The sequence below is a fragment of the Geomonas subterranea genome, from assembly GCF_019063845.1.
Classification (GTDB): domain Bacteria; phylum Desulfobacterota; class Desulfuromonadia; order Geobacterales; family Geobacteraceae; genus Geomonas; species Geomonas subterranea.
In genome coordinates this window covers 3,211,122-3,226,605 of the sequence record NZ_CP077683.1, presented here as the reverse complement: position 1 = coordinate 3,226,605, position 15,484 = coordinate 3,211,122, and the positions used below count along the sequence as shown (strand labels likewise).

The 15,484-nt window shown below is 64.4% G+C and carries 15 protein-coding genes; 14 read left to right on the top strand and 1 reads right to left on the bottom strand.

Annotated elements, in window-relative coordinates; all coding sequences use genetic code 11:
- Window positions 1-25: 25 nt before the first annotated feature.
- The 11 genes from KP001_RS22030 to KP001_RS14005 all read left to right on the top strand — a co-directional run bounded on the left by KP001_RS22030 (window position 26) and on the right by KP001_RS14005 (window position 9,081).
- Window positions 26-1,438, top strand: a complete 1,413-nt coding sequence (locus KP001_RS22030; protein ID WP_239027783.1) for a CHAT domain-containing protein — start codon at window positions 26-28, stop codon at window positions 1,436-1,438.
- Between the two features lie 50 nt (window positions 1,439-1,488).
- Complete coding sequence (locus KP001_RS14050; RefSeq protein WP_217286235.1) at window positions 1,489-1,998, top strand: SH3 domain-containing protein; 510 nt, start codon at window positions 1,489-1,491, stop codon at window positions 1,996-1,998.
- A 10-nt stretch (window positions 1,999-2,008) separates the two neighbouring features.
- Window positions 2,009-2,899 (top strand): M48 family metalloprotease, encoded by an 891-nt coding sequence (locus KP001_RS14045; RefSeq protein WP_217286234.1) that lies wholly within the window; start codon window positions 2,009-2,011, stop codon window positions 2,897-2,899.
- A gap of 287 nt (window positions 2,900-3,186) precedes the next feature.
- The gene (locus KP001_RS14040; protein WP_217286233.1) at window positions 3,187-4,194 is read left to right on the top strand and encodes an ABC transporter substrate-binding protein; all 1,008 of its coding nucleotides are present in this window, start codon (window positions 3,187-3,189) and stop codon (window positions 4,192-4,194) included.
- A complete protein-coding gene (locus tag KP001_RS14035; RefSeq protein WP_217286232.1) occupies window positions 4,178-6,112 on the top strand; it encodes a sensor histidine kinase in 1,935 nt (644 codons plus the stop codon). Before KP001_RS14040 ends, KP001_RS14035 begins: the two co-directional genes overlap by 17 nt.
- Before the next feature lie 18 nt (window positions 6,113-6,130).
- The gene (locus KP001_RS14030) at window positions 6,131-6,781 is read left to right on the top strand and encodes a response regulator transcription factor (RefSeq protein WP_217286231.1); all 651 of its coding nucleotides are present in this window, start codon (window positions 6,131-6,133) and stop codon (window positions 6,779-6,781) included.
- Between the two features lie 130 nt (window positions 6,782-6,911).
- Window positions 6,912-7,163, top strand: a complete 252-nt coding sequence (locus KP001_RS14025; protein ID WP_217286230.1) for a hypothetical protein — start codon at window positions 6,912-6,914, stop codon at window positions 7,161-7,163.
- A 207-nt stretch (window positions 7,164-7,370) separates the two neighbouring features.
- Complete coding sequence (locus KP001_RS14020; protein WP_217286229.1) at window positions 7,371-7,550, top strand: CsbD family protein; 180 nt, start codon at window positions 7,371-7,373, stop codon at window positions 7,548-7,550.
- A gap of 155 nt (window positions 7,551-7,705) precedes the next feature.
- Window positions 7,706-7,897: a Thivi_2564 family membrane protein gene (locus KP001_RS14015; RefSeq protein WP_217286228.1), complete on the top strand. Its 192-nt coding sequence runs from the start codon at window positions 7,706-7,708 to the stop codon at window positions 7,895-7,897.
- A 54-nt stretch (window positions 7,898-7,951) separates the two neighbouring features.
- Window positions 7,952-8,101, top strand: a complete 150-nt coding sequence (locus KP001_RS14010) for a lmo0937 family membrane protein (protein WP_183345221.1) — start codon at window positions 7,952-7,954, stop codon at window positions 8,099-8,101.
- Window positions 8,102-8,190: 89 nt separating this feature from the next.
- Entirely contained in the window at window positions 8,191-9,081 is an 891-nt protein-coding gene (locus KP001_RS14005; RefSeq protein WP_239027782.1) for a hypothetical protein, read from the top strand.
- A 189-nt stretch (window positions 9,082-9,270) separates the two neighbouring features.
- Here KP001_RS14005 and KP001_RS14000 read toward each other — a convergent pair whose 3' ends face one another.
- Complete coding sequence (locus KP001_RS14000) at window positions 9,271-11,841, bottom strand: sensor domain-containing protein (RefSeq protein WP_217286227.1); 2,571 nt, start codon at window positions 11,839-11,841, stop codon at window positions 9,271-9,273.
- A gap of 250 nt (window positions 11,842-12,091) precedes the next feature.
- Between KP001_RS14000 and KP001_RS13995 the strand changes: the two genes are divergently transcribed.
- The 3 genes from KP001_RS13995 (at window position 12,092) to pdhA (ending at window position 15,484) form a co-directional block, all read left to right on the top strand.
- Entirely contained in the window at window positions 12,092-13,615 is a 1,524-nt protein-coding gene (locus KP001_RS13995; RefSeq protein WP_217286226.1) for a mercuric reductase, read from the top strand.
- Window positions 13,616-13,675: 60 nt separating this feature from the next.
- A complete protein-coding gene (locus KP001_RS13990; RefSeq protein ID WP_217286225.1) occupies window positions 13,676-14,359 on the top strand; it encodes a TVP38/TMEM64 family protein in 684 nt (227 codons plus the stop codon).
- A 69-nt stretch (window positions 14,360-14,428) separates the two neighbouring features.
- The gene (pdhA, locus tag KP001_RS13985) at window positions 14,429-15,484 is read left to right on the top strand and encodes a pyruvate dehydrogenase (acetyl-transferring) E1 component subunit alpha (protein ID WP_217286224.1); all 1,056 of its coding nucleotides are present in this window, start codon (window positions 14,429-14,431) and stop codon (window positions 15,482-15,484) included.

Below are 15,484 nucleotides of genomic sequence, written 5' to 3'. Positions count from 1 at the left end.
CTCGTACCGGCAGGCGCTCGACACGGTGGAGGGGCTGCGCGCCGAGATCAAGCTGGACCAGTTGAAAGACGGCTTCCTCGCCGACAAGATGGACGTCTACCAGGGGCTGGTGGGGCTTCTGGTTGACCTTGGGCGCCATGACGAGGCCTTCACCGTGGCCGAGCGTTCCCGCGCCAGGAACCTGATCGACATACTGGGGCGGCAGCGCCTCTCCCTCGCCGGCGGTGCCGACCAGGACCTCTACGACCGGCAGAACCGGCTCAGGGAGCAGATCCAGGAACAGGAGCAGCTCGCACTGCAGGCGTCGACTCCCGCCGAACGTACCATGTACGCGGCGGCGCTGGACAAGCTGCGCGCCGACTACCAGGACCTCCTGCTCGACATCGAAAGGCGCCGCCCCGAGCTCCTCGCGCTGGTCAAGGTGGCCCCGGTGACGGCGGGCGAGGTCCGGGCCCTCCTGGAGCCGGGGGTGACCCTCCTCTCCTACTACCAGCTCCCGGACCGGCTCCTGTGCTGGCGGCTGGGGCGGCAGGGGGCGGAGCTTTTCGTGCTCGGGGTTTCCGCACGGGAGCTCGCCGACAAGGTCGCCACCTACCGGCGCATGCTGCAGAACCTGGAGCCCCTGGAACAGAACTCGCGGGAGCTCTACCGTATCCTCCTCTCCGGGCCCCTTGCCGGCGTCCCGGAAGGGGAGACGGTGGGGGTCGTGCCGCACGGCAGCCTGCACTACCTCTCCTTCGCCACGCTCTACGACGGCCGGGACTACCTGGTGGACCGGCACACCCTGTTCCACCTCCCGGCCGCCTCGGTGTACCGCCACACCCTGGCCCGGCGCCAGCCCGGCAAAAACCTGCGCATACTGGCCATCGGCAACCCGGACCTCGGCAACGCCGCCCTCGACCTCCCCTTCGCCGAGAAGGAGGCCGGGACGCTGCGCTGGAACTACAGCGACGTGACCACCCTGACCCGGGAGCGGGCCACCGAGAGCTGGGTGCGTGAGAACATCGCCAAGTTCGGTATCATTCATCTCGCCTCGCATGGGGAGTTTGACACGGTGAACCCGCTCTTCTCATCCATCCGGCTGGCCAAGGACGGCAAGAACGACGGCCGGCTGCAGGCCGAGGAGGTGTTCGGGCTGGACATCAAGGCGGACCTCGTGGTCCTCTCCGCCTGCCAGACCGGCCTTGGGGACGTGAAGAGCGGCGACGACGTGATCGGCATGAACCGGGCCTTCCTCTTTGCCGGGACCCATGCCCTGGTTTCCAGCCTCTGGCGCGTCTCAGACGTCTCCAGCGCGATACTGATGAAGCAGTTTTACCGGGACTACAGCCTGAGCGACAAGGCCCAGGCGCTCCGGTTGGCCATGCTGCACGTGAGGAACCGCTACCCGCACCCCGGCTACTGGGGGGCGTTCGTACTGACGGGCGATTACAAGTAGTTCGACATCCCGGCCGGATCGGAATCCGGCCGCTACACGGAGGTGAAATCATGAGAAAGAGAGCTTTAGGCGGCGCGCTGCTGCTTCTGGCCCTGTGCGCGGGGCAGGCCCTGTGCGCCGAGAAACGCTGGGTGGTGAGCGAGGGGACCACCCTCAAAAACGACCAGTCGGTGAGCGCACCGAACCTGGCCGACCTCCCGGTGGGATCGGAGCTGACCCTCGTGGAGGGGGAGGGGCGCTGGCTCAAGGTGAGGACCGCGGACGGCAAGGAGGGGTGGGTTTACGCGGGACGGGTCTCCGACACCCAGCCGGTAGCCGAGGTGGCGGGGGGCGACGGGCTTTTGGGCGACAGCATGCAGAAGAGCCAGATCAACACCGCCAAGGCGGACAGCGCCCGCAGCGTGCGCGGCCTCTCCCCGGAAACCGCCGCCTACGCGAAGCAGCACGGCACGCCGGAGGGGCTTAAGAAGGAGCTGGACAAGATCCTGGCGCGCAAGGTGTCCGACAAAGAGGTCAAGGCCTTCCTCAAGGAAGGGAAAATCGGCGAGTACGCCCAATAAGGAGGGAGCCATGAAAAAACTACGTCTTTTACCGCTGGTCGCGCTCTCCTGCCTCGTCGCCGCCCAGGCCCATGCCGGATGGCAGGACAAGCTCAACAACCTGATGAAACCGGAATCCAAGGAAGGGAAGATCCTCTCCGGGGCGACCCAGGTACTCTCCTCGTCGCAGGAGATGACCTACCAGACCGAGTGCACCGTGGGCGAGAGCCTGGCGCTGGACAGCATGCAGCGTTTCGGCAAGCCTGTGCAAAACGAGGCGCTGCAGAAATACGTGAACCTGGTGGGGAACGCGGTGGCCCGAAACAGCCGGCGCTCCACCATACCGTACCGCTTCGTGGTGCTGGAGAGCCCGGTGCGGAACGCATTCGCCGCCCCCGGCGGCATCGTCTTCATCAGCCGGGGGCTCCTCGACGTCCTGGACAACGAGGCGGAACTCGCCGGGGTCCTGGCGCACGAGGTGGGGCACGTCGCGGAGAAGCACGCGCTGAAAAGCATACGGCGCGCCCAGTTCCTGCAGGGCGCTGCCACCATCACCGCCGCCAACATGAAGGGGAGCAAGGGGCAGCAGTTCGAGTCGATGATGAGCGACCTGCAGTCGACGCTGTTCGACAAGGGGCTGGACCAGGGGATGGAGTTCGAAGCTGATCAGGCCGCCCTGGAGACGACCTACCGGACCGGCTACGACCCGTCGGCACTGGTGAGCGTGCTGCGCAAGCTGAAGAAACAGGAGGCGACCGCGGCGCAGAAGGGATCCTGGTTCTCCACCCATCCGCCGCTGGACGAGCGGATCGAGCGGCTGTCGGCGCGGCTCGACAAGTACCCGGCCGCGGGCTCGGCGACCCTTCCGGTCCGGTTCGCCAAGTACGTGAAACCGGGGAAGGGCGGGAAAGCGGTCAAGTGATGCAACGACAGTCATAGTCTTCGCAAACGGAGGCGATCACTGACATCGGCAATGGCACGGGCAGGCTCAAAGAGCCTGCCCGTGCTTTTTGCGGAACACTTTCTTTCCAAGACACTGTAACAGTGGCTTCTTTATGCTAAAATTAATTGCACTTTGTTAGCCAGTCGTCATATATTTGTTCTCAATTTTGTGAGACAAAGCTTGGAAGATTCGCAGCCAGGGACAGTTGACGGTAACCGCCGTCATTGGCCCCCCCCCGCGAAGCACCGTCGGACACGAAGGAGTGGATGCTGAGAGTCACGCTCATACTGATACTGTGCCTGTGCATCGCCGGCTGCCAAAGCCAGGTCCAGCACCAGACGGGGCCGCCCCTGCCCCTGCGCCTGGCCTATTCCACCCAGCACGATTGCGGGCTCGTTCACATCGCCCTCGCCCGGGGGTTCATGCGGGATGAGGGGCTGAGCGTCGAGACGCATCCATTCGGGTACGGCAAGGCGGCTCTGCAGGCGGTGCTGGAAGGGAAGGCGGATGTAGCCACCGTCGCCCAAACCCCGGTGGTCTTCGCGACGCTGCAGGGGCAGAGACTCTCCCTCTTGGCAAGCATCTTCACCTCCAACAAGAATCACGCCATCCTCGCCGACCGCAAAAGCGGCGTTGCCCGCCCCTCTGATCTTAAGGGGCGGCGCATCGGGTTCACGGCGGGAACCACCACCCACATGTTCCTTTCGTCCTTTCTTACCGCCAACGGTCTGAGCATCGAGGACGTGGTCCTGGTCCCCCTGCTGCCGGAACAGATGCAGGACGCCCTTCTCGCCGGCCGGGTCGATGCGGTATCCACCTGGGTGCCCAACGAGAAGATCATCGCCGGGAGCCTCTCCGGGCGAGGCGTCATCTTCGAGGACCCCTATATCTATACCGAGACCTTCGTCATCGCAGGGCAGACCCAATACGTGGCGAGCAACCAGGAGGCCATGAGGCGGTTGCTGCGCGCCCTGGTCCGCGCCGAGAAATTCGCCGCGGCACACCCGAAGGAGGCCCAGTCCATCGTGGCTGCCGCTTCAAAGCTTCCCCCGGCTGTGCTTTCCGAGTGCTGGGGGGAGAGCGAACGCAAGCTGGGCCTCGACCATGCGCTACTGATAGCGTTGGAGGACGAGACGCGATGGGCCGGTGCGCTGCGCCTGGTGCGGGAGGTTCGTATGCCCAATTACCTGGAATCGGTGGATCCCCGTCCGCTTTTGGCCGTGAAGCCAGAGGCGGTCGGTCAGCAGGTGCTGAAAAGTGACCTTCGCCCGTAGACTCAAGATAATCTCGCTGCTCTCCTTCACCCTCCTGGTGATCGTGGCGGCATTGCTCGCCTGGTCATCCAGGGAGTTGGCCGTCGCCGAGCGTAACCACGTGGTGGCCGATCAGATCCAGTCCACCGTGTTCCACCGGGCCACCATGCGTGACGAGTACTTCTCCTTCGGCCTGGAGCGGGCCAGGGAGCAGTGGTTCGCCCTCAATGAGGTTGCCACGCGTCTGCTGGCCCAGGGGTTGCCGCAGGTTGAAGACGATGCCGCGAAGCAGATCCTGGAACGGAGCCGGCTCGATCTGGCCGAATCGGTGCAGATATCGAAGCGGCTTGTCGAGCAGGTGCGGCGGATCCCGGTGGCAGACCCGGCCCATCACGACGAGTTCGCCAGCCGGCTCTACAGCCAGATCATGCTCAAGGACTCCGCGCTGCAGCAGGAGGCGGTGAACTTGCAGGAACTGGCCCGGGACCGTTTCCACAGGGCCAGCGACCGGATGATCTACCTCACCCTGCTGCTCGTCGTTTTGATGGCGCTCGTCACCATACTCAACTCGGCGTTTTTGAACGGGGTGCTGCGCCGGCGCATGGCAGCCATAAAGCGGGGCGCGGACGTCGTCGCTTCCGGGGATCTGACCCACGGCATCGAGGTGGAGGGGGACGACGAGCTGTCGCAACTGGCCCGGCTGTTCAACGGCGTGACCCAGAAGATGGGCGATTACACCCAGGCCCTGCACGCTAGCGAGCAACGCTACCGGATGCAGCTGCAGGAACTGGCCAATATCTATACTCACACCCCGGTCGGGCTCTTCGTGGTGGACCGTGACCTGCGCTACTTGCGTCTCAACGAGCACTTGGCCAGGCTCAACGGAAAGAGCATCTGCGAGCACGTGGGGCGCCGCATCGACGAGGTGCTGCCGCCTGGGGTGGCTGCCCAGATCCGGGAACTTTGGCGCCCCGTCCTGGAGCGGGGGGAGTGTGTCCTGAATGTCGAAGTGCAGGGGAGGGTTGATCCAACTGACCCGGTGCTGCACCACTGGCTGGCAAGCTACCAGCCGCTCATCTCGGAGGGGGGGGAGGTGACCGGTCTCATGGGAGTGGTGCTGGACATCACCCAACGCAAGCAGACTGAGGAGATGCTGGCTGGCGTGCGCCAGCACCTCGAGGAGGAGGTGCAGCAGAGGACGGCGAAGCTGCAGCTCATCAACGAGCACCTGACCCAGGAGATCGAGATCCGCAAGAAGGTGGAAGTCGAGCTTTTGGCCCAGCAGCAGAAGCTGCAGGACATGGCCCTCGACCTGGCCATGGCCGAGGAGCGGGAGCGCGACCGTATCGCCAGCGAGCTGCACGACCAGGTCGGCCAGCGGCTCATCCTGGCCAAGATCAAACTGGACGCCCTGGCCAGCACCGTTCCCGCCGCCGAATGCGAGGCCGAGGCCGAGGCGGTAGGAGCACTGGTCCAGCAGACCATACAGGATATCAGGTCGCTCACCTTCCAGCTCCGTCCCCCGCTTCTCGCCAGTGCGGGGCTGGAGGCGGCGTTGCGGTGGCTCGGTGAGGAGTTCAGCGCGGATTTCGGGCTGGATACGGAGTTCATTGACGACGGCCAGGAAAAGACCTTGCCCTACGAGATTCGCTCCACCTTGTTCCAGGCGGTCCGCGAACTGATGCTGAACGTGATCAAGCACGCCGGCACGCTGCGCTGCCGGGTCGAGTTGTCCCGGTGCGACGGGGTCCTGGTGATCTCGGTTGAAGACGACGGCGTCGGTTACGGGGCGGAGCAGGATGCGTCGGTAACGCGAAGCGGCGGCTTCGGACTGGTCAACGTCAGGCAGAAGATACAACACCTGGGCGGGAGTTTTACCGTCACCAACAAGGGAGCAGGCGGGACCGTGGCAACCATCAGGGTACCGCTGGGATCCTAGGCTGATAAAGGGGGGGACATGAAGATGAAGGTTTTGATCGCCGACGACCACGCCATCGTGCGCCAGGGGCTGCGCGCGCTGATTGACAAGGAAGAGGACATGATGGTGAGCGCCGAGGCGGGAACCGGCGCAGAGGCGATCCGCCTGACCAGGAAGGAACGCCCCGACATCATCGTGATGGATATCTCCATGCCCGACACCAACGGCATCGATGCCACCCGCAGCATCACCACCGCTTTCCCGGAGGTGAAGGTCCTGGCCCTGTCCATGGAATCGGACCGTCGCTTCGTGGTGGAGGTGTTGAAGGCGGGGGCCAACGGGTACGTGTTGAAGGATGCCGCCTTCTCCGAGCTCGCCACCGCCATCCGCGCCATCGCCGCCGGAGAGACGTACCTGCCGGCGAGGGTGACCACCCTTTTGATCAAGGAATACCTGCAGCGCATCCCCGAGGATGTCCCGGCCACCTACGAGAATCTCTCGACCCGCGAGAGGGAGATCCTGCAGCTCATCGCCAACGGCTCCAACGCCAAGGAGATCGCCTTCGCCTTCGGCGTCAGCGTCAAAACCGTTGAAAACCAGCGCCACAGCATCATGAAGAAACTGGACCTGTTCAGCATCGCCGAGCTGACCAAGTACGCGGTGCGGCAGGGGCTGACCTCTTTGAAGTGACGGCGGCCCCGCCCCGGGCGGCATGTGATATGCCGCAGCGGGGCTTGCCAATTTCCCTATTTATTTGAGGGAGTCTTCACCGCATACTGGCGATGGTTTGAGCCGTAAACCAACCCGCCAGGAGTAGCGAATGCGCAGCAAGGAGCACGCCGAGGAGGCCTGCGACACCACGAAAGTCCCCGCGGAGGAGACGGGCGAATCCGGCGTCGCGGCCGGGCAACCCGACGAGACGCTCTGCCGAACCCACCCCCTGGTCCCGGCATTTTCCATCTGCATGGCAAAGAAACGCTCCTGCCCCTACGCCATGGCCTTTGGCCACCAGTACCTGTGCCGGCACCCCGAGCACGCCAGGTTCCTGGTCCCTTCCACGCGTAAAAAATAAGTTCCCCCGCCTCCCTGCTGAGTTTCCCCGCCATAACGCTTGACACATAAGCCGTGCACTATAAACTTGTCCCGTTGTAAATTAATAAAATTTAATATTAATGGTACGCTTTCCTGTTCAGCCGCCGCGTCGATCGCCAGCAGAGCGACCGCAGTCACCATGCAACCTGCACCTTCCAGGCACCAAAGCATCATCAGGAGGTACACCATGAAAGCGAGCACGAAAGAGCAAGGCAAAGGGAAAATGCATGAGTTGAAAGGACAGGTCAAAGAAACGGCTGGAAAGGGCACCCGCAATGTTTCCATGGAGCAAGAGGGCAGGGGGGAAAAAATTACCGGCAAGGTCGAGAAAAACGTCGGTAAGGCGGAGAAAAAACTGGAGAAATAGCGCCGCACCTGGCCTGCCACCGGGTGGAGACAACGCTGCGGAGGGTGCCTTCGCGGGAGTTTCCCGGGATGCCCGGTGGTGGCTGCGGTCGCTCTGCTGGTGATCGTGGCGCTACCCCTAGTTGCAACGGACAGCCGGTCAAAGAGGAGGCACCCATGCCGCTGGTACATGTCTTACTGGTTCTGATCGTGGTCGGGGTCCTGCTATGGCTCGTCAACACGTACATCCCCATGGCTGGATCGATCAAGTCGATACTCAACGCCGTAGTAGTCATCGTGGTCGTGCTCTGGCTTTTGAACGTGTTCGGACTACTGGACAACCTGACGAAGCTCAGAGTGGGTAAGTGACACAGGCAACCGGGAGCTCCGGCAATCAACGGAAAGCTCCCAAAGGAGGCAGAGATGCTCTGGACCATCGTGGTGATTCTTTTGGTACTGTGGCTGTTGGGGCTGGTGACGAGCTATACCTTGGGGGGCTTCATCCACCTGCTGCTGGTCATCGCCATCATCATCGTTATACTTAACCTGATTCAGGGACGCAGGCCGCTCTAGCCAGTAAACCGCAGCAAAGAGAAAGAGGCGGGGCCACGGGGCCCCGACTCCAAACCGTACCCAGGGGGAAGCCGCCAGTGAGAAAGATGATGATAGCCTTAGCAGTTCTTGCCGCTTTGCCGGCCCTCGCAGCCGGCCAGGACCGCCCGGCTTCCGACGGGAAGCCGCAGATGCGGGACGCCGTGCCGGGTTCCCCGGGCTACGTGATGAAGAACCCGAAGGGACAGCAGATGATGCGCTCCCCCCAGCACCTGCTGATGATGGCCTACCACAGAAACGTCGCCAACTTTGGCCACCTCCTTTACGCCGCCGCTGACCAGGGTGCCCCGGTCCCGGCGCAACTGGCGCGGGTGGCGGTGGCGGAGATGAGGCGCGGCGTCGAGGAGATGGAAAAGTACCGCGCCGGCGCATCGGTGGAGGTGCCCCCCGAGCGGCAGCGCATGATGGATGAACACCTGGTGCAGGTGAAGACCCACCTGAGGGAACTGGAACAGTTGGTGCTGCAGGACCGCATCGACCCGGATCAGGTGAAGCGGCATCTCGAGCCGGTGCTCGCCGGCTGCGGAACTCCGGGCTGCGCCACCGGGCGGGGAGCCCGGGACGGGATGCGTGGCGGGCCCTTCGGGCACGGGATGATGATGGAAAAGATGATGCGGAAGGTGAAGGGGCAGGATGCGGAGCTCGCGGCGCTGGTGCGTGAGATGGAGCAGGCCCCGCGCGAGAAAAAGCTGGACCTGCTGGCGGAGACCGTGGCGACGATGGCGCGTCAGCGGGCCGAACTGACCGATGAGATGGAGCGCAACCACCAGGAGATGATGCACCGCTTCGCGCCCATGCCACGGTATGGCCTGGAGCCCCCTGATGATGACGACCAAGGCTGGGGTGACGACGGGCAGGACGACGGGCAGGACGACGGGCAGGACGACGGGCAGGACGACGGGCAGGACGACGGGCAGGACGACGGGCAGGACGAGGATTGACGGGTAACGGTGCGGCCTGGTTGCCGTACCGTGTTCGAGACGACAAAAGGCCGGCGCATGGGAAGCGGATTTCCCTGCGCCGGCCTCTTGTTTTTTGTAACTGCGGGCTTCAACAACTGCCGGCTCTAGGGGGTAGGGGGGATGCCATCAGTCGAGCCGTCTGCCTTCCCCCACTCCCCCGTCCTCCTTTCAGAACTGCCTGCCCTGCAGCCGTCCTCGCGGGTTGTGCAGGAAATTCGCTTTTTCCTTGAGCAGCGCAGTCATCTTCTGCACCGGCACCGGGCGGCTGAAGTAGTACCCCTGCGCTTCCTCGCTCCCCTCAGCCTGCAGCCAGGCCAGCTGGGAGGCGTTTTCCACACCTTCGGCGATGACCCTGAGCTGCATGCTCCGCCCGATGCTGATCACCGCCCGCACCACCGCTGCGTTGTCGTTGTCGCGTGCGATATTTCGGATGAAGGACTGGTCGATCTTGAGTTTGTCCACCGGCAGCTTCTTGAGGTAGCTGAGGCTCGAGTAGCCGGTACCGAAATCGTCGATGGAAAGCTGAAGCCCCAGCGCCTTCATCGCCGCCATGCTCCCCAGCACCCGCTGCGGATCGCTCATGATGGTCGCCTCGGTGAGCTCCAGTTCCAGGGACTCCGGCGGGATGCCGGTCTCCAGCAGCGACGCCTCGATGGTCTCCTCGAAGTCGCGGTGCTGGAAGAAGCTGGCGGAGAGGTTCACCGCCGCCGAGACCTGCCCAAGCCCCTGGTGCTGCCACTGCCGGATCTGCCGGCATACGGTGGGGATGATCCACTTGCTGATCTGGTGCAAGAGGCCGCTTTCCTCGGCGATATGGATGAAATGCTCCGGCATGATCAGGCCGCGTTCCGGATGCTGCCAGCGGATCAGGGCCTCCATGCTGGTGAAGTGGCCGGTGGCCAGGTCTACCTTGGGCTGGTAGTGCAGCACGAATTCGTCGTGCTCGAGCGCATGGCGCAACTCCGCCTCGAGGGCGAAGCGCTCGTGCGCCATCTCGTTGAGCTTGTGGGTGAAGAACTGGAAGTTGTTCCCCCCCAGTTTCTTGGCGTGGTACATGGCGATGTCGGCGTGCTTCAGAAGGGCGAGGTAGTCCTTGCCGTCCTCGGGATAGAGGCTGATGCCGATGCTGGGGGTCACGATCACGTTGGTTCCCTGCAGTGGGAACCCCGCGTTGACGATCTTCTCCGCCACGAAGCTGGTTTCGCTCACCCCGCAGTCCCACAGCACCACCACGAATTCGTCTCCCCCCAGCCGCGCCACCACGTCACAGGAGCGGGTACAGTCCCCGAGCTTGCGCGCCACCGATTGCAGCAGCCGGTCCCCAATGTCGTGCCCCATGGAGTCGTTGATCTGCTTGAAACCGTCGATGTCGAGGAAGAGAAGCGCCACGCTGGTGCGCGTTTTCTGGGCCACCCGGAGCACATCCTCGATCCTGGCGTAGAGGGTGCTGCGGTTGGGGAGCTTGGTGAGCGGGTCGTGGTGGGCGAGGAAAAAGATGTTCTCCTCCGCGCGCTTTATGTCGGTGATGTCGAGGATGAAGCCGTCCAGGCGCGAGATGGTCACCCGGTTCCCCTTGCGGATCCGTTGCACCGCACAGTTGTTGAGGATCCAGCGTATCGACCCGTCCTTGTGCACGATCCGGTGCCGGATGGGGGCCTGGTCCTCTCCGGCGAAGATGCTGTTCAGGAATTGGACCACCTGGTTGCGGTCCTCATCGTGGATCATGGTGAACCACAAAAGCGGGTCCCGGTAGTATTCCTCCGGGCTGTACCCGGTGATGTCCAGGCATTTGGGGCTGTGGTAGACGGACTTGATGTCGCCGTCCTCGAAGCGGACGCTGTAGACGTACTCGTTGATGTTGCTGACGATGGTGCGGCATTGTTCCTCGCTCTTGGAAAGAGCCTCCTCCGCGTTCTTGCGCACCGTGATGTCGCGGATGTTGAACTGCAGCACCTTGCTGCGGTCGATACTGTATCCGGTGACGACCACCTCCACGATCACGCTGCGGCCGTCGCGCGTCGACAGGCGCAGATCGTCGTTGTGCAGGTAATCCCGGTGCTGGAGCACCGCGAATTCGGTCTCGCTTGCCGCCAGCACCGTCAGCGGCGGGACGTCCCACAGCAGCCTCCCCACAAGCTCGTCCCGCTGAAACCCCAGCATCTCCATGAGGAAGGGGTTGACGTCATGTATCTCGCCAGTGGCCGCGTCGACGATCATGATGCCGTCCTTGGCGGCCTCGAAGAGGCCACGGTAGCGCGCCTCGGATATACCCAGCGCCTTGGCGGCCTTTTCGCTCTCGGTGATCTCTATCAGGGCGAGTCTGATTTCGGAGCGGCCGCGGCAGGGGATGGCGACGATGCGCAGCTGTTGCAGCGCGTTCCCGGCATCGGACAAAAGGACGTTGCAGGAGTTGCCCTCGTTGGAGGCGAGGAGGCGCTCGAAAAACTCCGCCAGGGGGCGGCGGGAGCTCTCGCTGAACAGGTCAGCGAACTTGCGCCCCAGCAGGGAGGAACGCTCCACTCCCAACATGTCGGCGCCGGTGAGGTTGACGGAACGGATCACGCCGTGGCGGTCCAGGGTGATATGGGCGACCGGCGCGTGCTCATAAAGGTCGGCGTAGAGCTCCAGTTGCGCGGCAAGCTCGTTGCGGGAAAGGCGCATGGCCTTTGCTGTCTTTTTATGGGTGCTCTTTTCGGAACGAGTCCCGGTGATGCTGTTCGTCCCAGCTGCTCGGCTCATGGGCTCCTCCGTGTCGTCGGCCAAATGAGTTCTGCGGCTACTGTCGGTACTGTGATTTCAGGCGGTTGCACTGCCGATGCCGATGGTTCTCCTAATTGGCCCGGCCTCCCCGCGATTATTATGATAAAAATGATAAGGGAAACGGAGCAAAAGTGCACCGGGAATTATCGAAGCGCTGGTTCATTCACTCCCTTCAATGGACGCTATTTCAGGAGCTTGCCCACCGCCGCGGTGAAAGCGGGTGACCACTATGACCGATGCTCTCCACCTTGTGCCGGACACCGAGCAGAACCGCCTGCTTGCGGCAAGGGTGCGTCCCGATGGATGGTCCAACCCCGCGCCCGCTGACCGTTACAACCTGGTCGTGGTTGGTGCCGGTACCGCGGGGCTGGTCTGCGCGGCGGGTGCGGCCGGCCTGGGGGCGCGGGTGGCGCTCATCGAGCGCGCCTTTCTCGGCGGCGACTGCCTGAACGTCGGCTGCGTCCCCTCCAAGGCGCTCCTGCGGGCGGCCCGCGCCGTCTTCGACGCCCGCTCCGGCACCTTCGGTGTCACGCAGGGCGAAGGGGTGCGCCCCGATTTCGGCGCGGCCATGGAGCGGATGCGGCGCCTGCGGGCGAACATCGGACGGCACGACGCGGCGCTGCGCTTCCGGGACGAACTCGGCGTCGACGTCTTCTTCGGAACGGCGCGCTTCACGGCGGCGGACCGCATAGAGGTGGCCGGTGCGGAGCTGCATTTTTCCCGTGCCGCCCTTTGCACCGGCGCCCGCGCCGCCGTCCCCGCGATCCCGGGGCTGCCCGAGGCGGGATATCTCACCAACGAGACCGTCTTCTCGCTCACCGAACTCCCGGCGACGCTCGCCGTGATCGGGGGCGGTCCCATCGGTTGCGAGCTGGCGCAGGCCTTCGCCCGCTTCGGCTCGCAGGTGACGCTCATCGAGCCGGGCGCGCAGCTACTCGGGCGCGACGACCCCGATGCGGCAGCGGTGCTGCTGGAGGCCTTCCGCCGCGAGGGGATTACGGTGCACCTGGGGACAAAGGTGGCGGCGGTGGAGCTGCGCGACGGCGTGAAGCTCCTGCGGCTGCGGCGGGATGGCGGGGGCTTCGAGGTCGCGGCCGGAAGCGTGCTGGTGGGGGCCGGCCGTGCGGCAAACGTGGAGGGAATGGGGCTGGAGGAGGCGGGGATTGCGTACGACCGGGACGGCGTCACGGTAGGCGACACGCTGCAGACCACCAACCGGCGCGTCTACGCGGCGGGGGACGTCTGTTCGCGCTTGCGGTTCACCCATACGGCCGATGCCCAGGCCCGCATCCTCATCGCCAACGCGCTCTTCAAGGGGAGGCGCAGGAATTCCTCGCTCACCATCCCCTGGTGCTCCTATACCGATCCCGAGGTCGCCCATGTCGGGATGTACCCGGCGGATGCCGCCGCGCGCGGCATCGAGGTCGATACCCTCACCGTTCCCTTCTCCGAGGTCGACCGGGCGGTTCTGGACGGCGAGGAGCGGGGCTTCGCCCGGGTGCATCTCAAGAAGGGAGGGGACACCATCCTGGGGGCGACCATCGTGGCGCGGCACGCCGGGGAGATGATCAGCGAGATGACGCTGGCCATCGGCTCGGGGCTCGGCCTCGCCGCCATCGGCAACACCATCCACCCCTATCCCACCCAATCCGAGTCGTGGCGCAAGCTCGCCGATGCCTACCAGCGCCGCCGCCTCACCCCCCTGGTGCAGCGGCTCTTGCGCGCATGGCTTTGCTGGCGAAGAAAATGGTAACGCCCGCGCCGCCGATATGCTAAAACCTGCATACCCCACAGATGCAGGAGCATCCCTTTCATGAACCTGAAAAAGATCCTGATCGTCCTCGCCGCCTCCCTCGCGGTGGCCCTGTTCTTCTACCTCGACCTGCAGCGCTTCCTCACCCTGGATGCTCTCAAGGCGAACCGGGAGTTCCTCGCCGGGTATTACGCTCAACACCGGGGGGCGAGCGTCGCCCTCTTCATGGCGATCTACATCCTGCAGACCGCCCTTTCCCTCCCCGGCGCGGCCGTCCTGTCGCTGGCGGCTGGTGCCATCTTCGGTGTGCTCGCCGGCACCGTCTACGCGGTGTGCGCCGCCACCATCGGCGCCACGCTGGCGTTTCTCGTCACCCGGTACCTGCTCAGGGACATGGTAGCCGGCCGCTTCGGCGCCCGGCTGGAAGGGCTTAACCGGGAGCTGGAGCGGCGGGGGTGGAACTACCTGCTGTTTTTAAGGCTCGTGCCGCTCTTTCCCTTCTTCCTGATCAACCTGGCCGCGGGGCTCACCCGCCTGCCGCTGCGCGTCTTTGTCCTCGGGACCCTGGCCGGCATCATCCCCGGGGGCTTCGTCTTCGTCAACGCGGGTGCGAGCCTTGCCACCATAAACTCCCTTGCCGACGTCGCCTCGCCGCGCGTTCTCGGCTCCTTCGCGCTGTTGGGGCTCTTCGCCATGGTTCCGGTCCTGTACGCGAGGCTGAAACAGCGGCACAACCGCTTTTGACATCCTGCAAGTGTCCGTTTACACTCTCCTAACCGTTCAGCCCACCTTTTATTAAAAACGAGGCGGCCCATGCCGGAACTGATACTTGCCGATTTCCACGTGAAGCGCCTGCAGGTCCTGAACGAGAAGGGGGAGGCGGACCCGGAGTTGCTGCCGGAACTCTCCGACGCCCAGATGTGGCGCATGTACGAGCTGATGCTGCTCGCGCGCATCTTCGACGAGCGCGCCGTGGCCCTGCAGCGGGAGGGGCGCATCGGCACCTATCCCCCGATCCGGGGGCAGGAGGCGGCCCAGGTGGGAAGCGCCTTCGCCCTTACCGGCAAGGACTGGCTTTTCCCCTCCTTCCGGGAGATGGGCGCGCACCTGACGCTTGGGTACCCGGTCGCGCAACTGTTGCAATACTGGGGTGGCGATGAGCGGGCCCAGAAGGCGCCGCCGCAGCTGAATATATTCCCCTTCTGCGTCGCCGTCGGAAGCCAGATCCCGCAGGCGGCGGGAGCCGCGCTCGCCGCGCGCTACCGGCGCGATCCGGTGGCGGTGGTCACCTACTTTGGCGACGGTGCCACCTCCAAGGGAGACTTCCACGAGGGGATGAACCTCGCCGGGGTCTTCAACCTCCCCCTGGTCTTCATCTGCCAGAACAACCAGTGGGCCATCTCCATCCCCCTCAAGGGACAGACCGCCTCCGCATCCCTGGCGCAAAAGGCGATCGCCTACGGGTTCGAGGGGGTGCAGGTGGACGGCAACGACGTCTTCGCCGTGTACCGGGCCACCCGCCAGGCGGTAGAAAAGGCCAGAAGCGGCGCCGGTCCCACCTTCATCGAATGCCTCACCTACCGCATGGCCGACCACACCACCGCCGATGACGCCGGGCGCTACCGCTCGGCCGAAGAGGTCGCCTACTGGGAGGAGCGCGACCCCATCCTGCGCCTGGAGCGCTTTATGGAGGGACGCGGGCTCTGGAACCCGCAGAAGCGGGATGAGGCAGCGGCCCGGGGTGCCGCCATAGTCGACGCCGGGGTGGCGGAGATGGAGGCGCTCTCCCCGCCGGCCGCGGCGGAACTCTTCGAAGACGTCCTCGCGACGCTCACCCCGCGCCAGGCGGGGCAAAGGAAGGTGCGCTGA

What these genes read in the sequence shown, in the direction of transcription:
- KP001_RS14050 (WP_217286235.1), top strand. Translation starts at nt 1,489, where the DNA reads ATGAGAAAGAGAGCTTTAGGCGGCGCGCTGCTGCTTCTGGCCCTGTGC.
- KP001_RS14045 (WP_217286234.1), top strand. Translation starts at nt 2,009, where the DNA reads ATGAAAAAACTACGTCTTTTACCGCTGGTCGCGCTCTCCTGCCTCGTC.
- KP001_RS14040 (WP_217286233.1), top strand. Translation starts at nt 3,187, where the DNA reads ATGCTGAGAGTCACGCTCATACTGATACTGTGCCTGTGCATCGCCGGC.
- KP001_RS14030 (WP_217286231.1), top strand. Translation starts at nt 6,131, where the DNA reads ATGAAGATGAAGGTTTTGATCGCCGACGACCACGCCATCGTGCGCCAG.
- KP001_RS14025 (WP_217286230.1), top strand. Translation starts at nt 6,912, where the DNA reads ATGCGCAGCAAGGAGCACGCCGAGGAGGCCTGCGACACCACGAAAGTC.
- KP001_RS14020 (WP_217286229.1), top strand. Translation starts at nt 7,371, where the DNA reads ATGAAAGCGAGCACGAAAGAGCAAGGCAAAGGGAAAATGCATGAGTTG.
- KP001_RS14015 (WP_217286228.1), top strand. Translation starts at nt 7,706, where the DNA reads ATGCCGCTGGTACATGTCTTACTGGTTCTGATCGTGGTCGGGGTCCTG.
- KP001_RS14010 (WP_183345221.1), top strand. Translation starts at nt 7,952, where the DNA reads ATGCTCTGGACCATCGTGGTGATTCTTTTGGTACTGTGGCTGTTGGGG.
- KP001_RS14005 (WP_239027782.1), top strand. Translation starts at nt 8,191, where the DNA reads ATGATAGCCTTAGCAGTTCTTGCCGCTTTGCCGGCCCTCGCAGCCGGC.
- KP001_RS14000 (WP_217286227.1), bottom strand. Translation starts at nt 11,841, where the DNA reads ATGAGCCGAGCAGCTGGGACGAACAGCATCACCGGGACTCGTTCCGAA.
- KP001_RS13995 (WP_217286226.1), top strand. Translation starts at nt 12,092, where the DNA reads ATGACCGATGCTCTCCACCTTGTGCCGGACACCGAGCAGAACCGCCTG.
- KP001_RS13990 (WP_217286225.1), top strand. Translation starts at nt 13,676, where the DNA reads ATGAACCTGAAAAAGATCCTGATCGTCCTCGCCGCCTCCCTCGCGGTG.
- pdhA (WP_217286224.1), top strand. Translation starts at nt 14,429, where the DNA reads ATGCCGGAACTGATACTTGCCGATTTCCACGTGAAGCGCCTGCAGGTC.